Source organism: Anaerotignum sp., assembly GCF_045122575.1.
Taxonomy (GTDB): Bacteria; Bacillota; Clostridia; order Lachnospirales; family Anaerotignaceae; genus Anaerotignum_A.
The window spans coordinates 1-6,057 of sequence record NZ_JBGVHV010000045.1; the positions used below are offsets into that span (position 1 = coordinate 1).

6 protein-coding genes are annotated in these 6,057 nt (G+C 49.9%); 5 read left to right on the plus strand and 1 reads right to left on the minus strand.

Annotated features, from left to right (window positions below; genetic code table 11):
* The coding region (locus tag ACJMLT_RS01880) for a collagen-like protein (protein ID WP_405725749.1) at window positions 1-454 on the minus strand (454 nt) is incomplete at its 3' end.
* A gap of 161 nt (window positions 455-615) precedes the next feature.
* Here ACJMLT_RS01880 and ACJMLT_RS01885 point away from each other — a divergent pair.
* The 5 genes from ACJMLT_RS01885 to ACJMLT_RS01905 form a co-directional block, all read left to right on the plus strand.
* Window positions 616-1,995 (plus strand): HAD hydrolase family protein, encoded by a 1,380-nt coding sequence (locus ACJMLT_RS01885; RefSeq protein WP_405725752.1) that lies wholly within the window; start codon window positions 616-618, stop codon window positions 1,993-1,995.
* A 3-nt stretch (window positions 1,996-1,998) separates the two neighbouring features.
* Window positions 1,999-2,712 carry a tRNA threonylcarbamoyladenosine dehydratase gene (locus tag ACJMLT_RS01890; RefSeq protein ID WP_405725755.1) on the plus strand — a complete coding sequence of 238 codons (714 nt, stop codon included), beginning with the start codon at window positions 1,999-2,001 and terminating at the stop codon, window positions 2,710-2,712.
* Window positions 2,713-2,791: 79 nt separating this feature from the next.
* Entirely contained in the window at window positions 2,792-4,123 is a 1,332-nt protein-coding gene (locus ACJMLT_RS01895) for an MATE family efflux transporter (protein ID WP_405725758.1), read from the plus strand.
* 196 nt (window positions 4,124-4,319) lie between these two features.
* Window positions 4,320-5,174: a LolA family protein gene (locus ACJMLT_RS01900; protein ID WP_405725761.1), complete on the plus strand. Its 855-nt coding sequence runs from the start codon at window positions 4,320-4,322 to the stop codon at window positions 5,172-5,174.
* A gap of 172 nt (window positions 5,175-5,346) precedes the next feature.
* A partial coding sequence (locus ACJMLT_RS01905) for an ABC-F family ATP-binding cassette domain-containing protein (protein ID WP_405725764.1) occupies window positions 5,347-6,057 on the plus strand: 711 nt, incomplete at its 3' end.

The following is a 6,057-nucleotide window of genomic DNA, read 5'->3' on the forward strand; positions in this document are numbered from 1 at the left end:
CAGCACCTGTAGCCCCCGTGGCGCCCGTTGCACCGGTAGGGCCGGCAGGGCCAATAGGGCCGATTTCACCCGTTGCGCCCGTTGCACCGGTAGGACCAACAGGACCGATGGGACCGGTTACGCCGGTTGCACCCATGGGACCTTCTGCCCCCGTTGCACCGGTAGGGCCGGCAGGGCCTGCAGGACCGGTGACACCAGTTGCGCCCGTTGCACCAGGATTTCCCTGAGGGCCGAAAGGGCCGGTTACGCCCGTAGCCCCAGTCGCGCCTGTAGGGCCGGGATAGCCCATGAAGCCTCTGGGGCCCATGGGGCCTGTGGGACCGGTCGCGCCTGTTGCGCCGGTTGCCCCGGTCGCGCCTGTCAGTACGCAACAGCGTGTCCAACAGCAATTTGGATGATGATTATCCTGTCGATCGCAGTCACGGTCAGGATAGCCGTAAGGATATTGATGCATAAACATTCCTCCTGTTTGATTTTTTGAGAAACAGGCCTGTTTCTTCTTCCATACTATGTGGGGACGGGATTTTTGTGCAGAAAATACAGGAGGGATGCTTGACAGGAGGGTTCGGTTTTTCTATACTTTCCACAGAAACGAAAAAAGAAAGGAGGCTCCCTATGACACATCATCTGCCCAGAGTCGGACTGCGTATGATCAAAACATCTTTGGCAGTCTGCATTTGCTTTCTGATCTATTTTTTGCGGGGGGAAGAAGGTGCCCCTGTTTTCTCTACCATTGCAGCCATCATCTGCATGCAGCCGCAGGTGGAAAACAGCCGTCAGGCTGCCTTTAACCGTATTGTCGGCACGCTGGTCGGAGCAGTGTTTGCCATCCTGATTGTTTATCTTGTGCGAGAGATTCCGTGGTATTATCGCATCTTCCGTTATGTGGTTATCTCCTTGACCATCATTCCTGTCATGTATGTGACTGTTTTGCTGAAAAAAACCGGTGCCACAGCCTTGGCCGGTATCGTTTTGTTGAGTACTTGCCTTTCCAATGCAGGGCAGCCGCCCATCGTCGATGCGATGAACCGTTCTGTGGAAACCATTATCGGTATTTTGGTTTCTTTGGTGGTCAACAGCATGCATCTGCCCAGAAAGTATTCGGATGACTGCCTGTTTGTGACAGGGTTTGACGGCGCACTGTATGATGAAATGGAAGGCATCACGCCTTATGTTCGGTTTGAACTGAATCAGCTGATCCACGACGGGATGCCCTTTACCATTGCAACGGAACGTACTCCCGCCTCTCTGGTATCTGACCTGAAGGATGTGGAGCTGCGGCTGCCTGTCATCGCCATGGATGGGGCGGTGCTGTATGATGTGAAAGATAAGCGTTACCTTGCCACCAATGGTCTGGACAGAACGCTGGCGGATGCCATCTGTGACCATGCGGACAAAAAGGGCTATCATTATTTTCGTAATGTTGTGTGGGAGAATGTGCTCCTGATTTACTATAACGATTTCAAAGATTTCAAGAATGAGGCAGAAAAACAGACCTATCTGTCCAACCGCCGCTCTCCTTACCGAAATTATGTCAATGGCGAAGTGCCGGAGAATGGTATTGTTGTATATATCCTGCTGGTGCTGAAGGATGCAGAAGCAGATGTGCTGGAGGCGGAACTGCAGGAAATGGACACAAAACAGGAACTGCTTTTTCTGCGGGATAAATCGGAAACCCCCGAAGACTATTGTCATCTGAAGATCTATCATAAAAATGCCACCAAGGAATATATGCTGCAGCGGCTGATGGAGGAGATCCCCCAGAAAAAGTGCGTGGCTTTTGGCAGCAACAGAAACGATATTTCCATGTTGGCGGCGGCAGACCTTTCCTTTGCCACAGCCAGTGCCATTCCCGAAGCGGCCGCGGCGGCGGATCAGCAGCTGAAGGGCTATGGCGGGGACAGCGTGGTCAGAAAGATTGCCCATCTGTATGAGCGCCTGCCTTGGCAGAATCTGCCGAAAGAACTGAGAGAATCCGAAAAACGAGAGGAATAAGATATGGACGAACTGCATGTATTTTCCAGAGCGGAACTGCTGCTGGGAGAAGAAAAACTGGAAAAACTGAGGAAGGCTCGCGTGGCGGTGTTTGGCATCGGCGGCGTGGGTTCCTTTGCGGCGGAGGCCATCGCCAGAGGCGGTGTAGGCCATATTGCCCTCATTGACGGGGATACGGTCAGCCTGACCAATATCAACCGCCAGCTGATCGCCCTCCATTCCACTGTGGGCAGAGAAAAAACGGCGGTCATGGCGGAGCGGATCCATGATATCTGCCCCGAAACGGAAGTTCTGGCATATCCCGTGAATTATACGGCAGAAAATAGAGACCTGATCGATTTTGCATCCTATGATTATATTGTGGATGCCATTGATATGGTGACCAGCAAACTGCTTCTGATCGAAGAAGCGAAAAAAGCCGGAACGGAAGTCATCAGCTGCATGGGTACGGGTAATAAATTTGATCCGACCCTCTTCGAAGTGGCGGATATTTCCAAAACCAGCGTATGCCCTCTGGCAAAGGTGATGCGCAAGGAACTGAAAGACCGCGGCATCAAAGGGGTGAAGGTGGTCTATTCCAAGGAGATCCCCGTGAAGCCTGCGGATTCTGATGAAACATCCAGACGGCAGACCCCTGGCAGCCTGTCCTTCGTGCCCCCTGTGGCAGGGATGATCCTGGCAGGGGAAGTACTGAAGCATATCGCAGAAATAAAGTGATTGACAATCTGATGGTATTTGATAAACTAAACTCGGTTATTCGAAAGAATGACCGAGTTATCTTTTTAGGAGGAAATTTATGCATATCCAGTTATCGGATCATTTTACATACAGCAGGCTCATCCGTTTTGTCATCCCTTCCGTGGCCATGATGATCTTTACCTCCATCTATGGTGTGGTGGATGGTCTGTTTGTTTCTAATTTTGTAGGAAAAACACCCTTTGCGGCGGTCAATTTCATTATGCCCTTCTGCATGATTCTGGGTGCCTTTGGGTTTATGCTGGGCACTGGCGGCACGGCTCTGGTGGCGAAAACCCTGGGGGAAGGGGAGGCGGAAAAGGCCAACCGTATTTTCTCTATGCTGATTTATTTTGCCTTGGGGCTGGGGATTTTGCTGGCTCTTTTTGGCATCCTTTTTGTCAGACCCATTGCCCTGCGGCTGGGGGCGGATGCATCCATGCTGGACTATTGTGTGGTCTATGCCCGTGTGGTTCTGCCGGGGCTGCCCTTTTTCATGCTGCAGAATATGTTCCAGAGTTTCCTGATCGCGGCGGAAAAACCGAAGATGGGGCTGGCGGTGACCATTGCGGCCGGGGTGACCAATATGGTGCTGGATGGTCTGTTTATTGCTGTTTTCCAATGGGGCGTAGTAGGTGCTGCGGCGGCAACGGCGTTGAGCCAGTTTGTGGGCGGCGTGGTTCCCCTGCTGTTTTTTGCAGGAAAGAACAGCAGTAAACTGCGCCTGGCCAGAACAGGGCTGATGGGGAAAGAACTGCTGCGTACCTGCACCAACGGTTCCTCGGAACTGGTGACAAATATTTCCCTGTCGCTGGTATGTATGCTCTATAATATGCAGCTGCTGAAAATTGCAGGGCAGAACGGTGTGGCGGCTTATGGCGTCATCATGTACGTGAATTTTATTTTTATTTCCATTTATCTGGGTTATGCCTTTGGTACAGCCCCCATTGTTGCCTTCAACTACGGCGCAGGGAATCGGGCGGAACTGCAGAATGTGCTGAAAAAGAGCCTGAAGATCCTTCTGGCAGCGGGGATCACCCTGTTTGGGGTGGCTTTCCTGTTGTCAGGGACATTGTCAGAGATTTTTGTAGGCTATGACAGGGAACTGTATGCCATGACGGCCAGAGGGTTCCGTTTGTATGCTGTTTCCTATCTGCTGGCGGGCTTCAATATCTATGGCTCTTCCTTCTTTACGGCATTGAATAACGGCATCGTTTCTGCAGTGATCTCCTTCCTGCGGACGGTGGTGTTTGAAGTGGCGGCGATCCTGATTCTGCCCCTCTTTTTCAAACTGGACGGCATCTGGTGTGCCATCACCGTGGCTGAGACGGCTTCTCTGCTGATCACGGCGGTCTGTTTCTTTGTCCTGCGGAAAAAATACGGGTATTTTTGAAAAAAGAGAAAGCGTTGTTTTCGGCGAACAAGTGGAGGATTTTTCCTGAATTCTTACAGAATTCTTAGAATTTTCTGAAGAAAAGTGTAACCCACTTGCAAAGGAATGGGATTTTCGCTACAATCGAGATAATAAAGTATGGTGTTCTGTTGCCTTTTTCGGGCTTCGGCACGAGGGGCAAAAAGGAGGAATCCCTATGAAAAAAAGAATGGCGGGAGGGCTGCTGGCAGTGTGCATGTTTGCACTGGCAGGCTGCGGCGGCGCTTCGGAAAATGTGGCATCCGCGGAGGAATATGTGCAGAAGGCTCATCAGATGCTGGAGGAAGCAGACAGCTTTACGGCAACCTTTGCAGCAACGGTACAGATGAAAGGTGCCGGCAAAACGGTTACCGAAGGCACGGTGGCAGTGGTGAAGGATCCTCTTTATATGAATGTGGATACCACGCTGACCTTTGATAATCTGGTGCAGAAATACGATATGTATCTGGAAAAAACAGAGGATGGTGTCAATCAGTACATGAACTATGACGGCGAATGGACGGAAATGAACATGTCAGAGGAAGACGCTCTGACCAGTACCCATCTGTATCATACCCTCTACAATATGGAAACCATCTTTTCTGCAGGGGAAAACTGGACTGCAGAAAGGGATGGCGGAAAGATCCGTCTGCAGGGTGTGATCCCCGAAAGCAAGTTTTATGATGTGGAAGAATATACCCGCTGGTTTCAGCTGGCAGGGATGAGCGGCCTGTCTGAAGTATATTACACAGGCATTGGCGATGTTCCCGTGACGGTGATGCTGGACAGCAAAACGGGTGCACCCCTTTCCTATGAAGCAGACCTGGCAAAACCTCTGGAGATCATGACAAATAATGTTCTGACAGAACTGGGCGGCGGCAAACTGGAAAATGGCGTGGCGGTGGAATCTTATCAGATCACATCGGAACTGACACAGCTGGGCGGCGTGGAAGCAGAAGAGATCCCTGCGGAAGCAAAGGATACTGCCATCAATTATGAAAAAGAAATTTCCCTGCTGGAAAGTGAAAATTAAATCCATTGTGCAAGTTGAACCTGTTTTGGGCATCCAAAACGGGTTTTTTCTTTGGAAATAAAGGGGTTAGGGGCTTTTCCTTTATGTATACATTGTGATATAATTTAATTTAGTGCGTTTGGCGCAAAGAACTGAGAAAAATAAGAAAATGAGATAAAAAGGAGAGAAAACGATGATCGCTGCACAGGGTGTCAGCCTCCAGTATGGTGGCAGAGTACTTTTCAACGACGTAAATATCAACTTTACAAAGGGCAACTGTTATGGTCTGATCGGTGCCAACGGCGCAGGTAAGTCCACATTCCTGAAAATTCTGGCAGGGGAACTGGAACCCAACAAAGGTTCTGTATTTATCACTCCCGGCGAAAGAATGGCTGTTTTGAAACAGGACCACTTCCTGTTCGATGAATTCGAAGTAGTAGAATGCGTACTGTATGGTCACAAAAGACTGTACGATATCAGAAAAGAAAAAGATGCACTCTACATGAAAGAAGATTTCACAGATGAAGATGGCATCAAGGCTGCAGAGCTGGAAGGTGAATTTGCAGAACTGGACGGCTGGGCTGCAGAATCCAACGCGGAAATGCTGTTGAATGGTCTGGGTATCACAAATGAATTCCACTACATGAAAATGAAAGAACTGACCGGTGGTCAGAAAGTGAAAGTTCTGCTGGCACAGGCACTGTTTGGCAACCCCGATATCCTGCTCTTGGACGAACCTACCAACCATCTGGATATCCATGCTATCAAATGGCTGGAAGAATTCCTGATGAACTTCGAAAACACCGTTATCGTTGTTTCCCATGACCGTCACTTCCTGAACAAAGTCTGCACAAACATTGCAGATATCGACTACGGTAAGATCACCATGTTCGTAGGTAACTAT

Excerpts from the sequence above, each read along its gene's own strand:
- ACJMLT_RS01890 (WP_405725755.1), top strand. The coding sequence starts at position 1,999 with ATGGACGAACTGCATGTATTTTCCAGAGCGGAACTGCTGCTGGGAGAA.
- ACJMLT_RS01895 (WP_405725758.1), top strand. The coding sequence starts at position 2,792 with ATGCATATCCAGTTATCGGATCATTTTACATACAGCAGGCTCATCCGT.
- ACJMLT_RS01885 (WP_405725752.1), top strand. The coding sequence starts at position 616 with ATGACACATCATCTGCCCAGAGTCGGACTGCGTATGATCAAAACATCT.
- ACJMLT_RS01900 (WP_405725761.1), top strand. The coding sequence starts at position 4,320 with ATGAAAAAAAGAATGGCGGGAGGGCTGCTGGCAGTGTGCATGTTTGCA.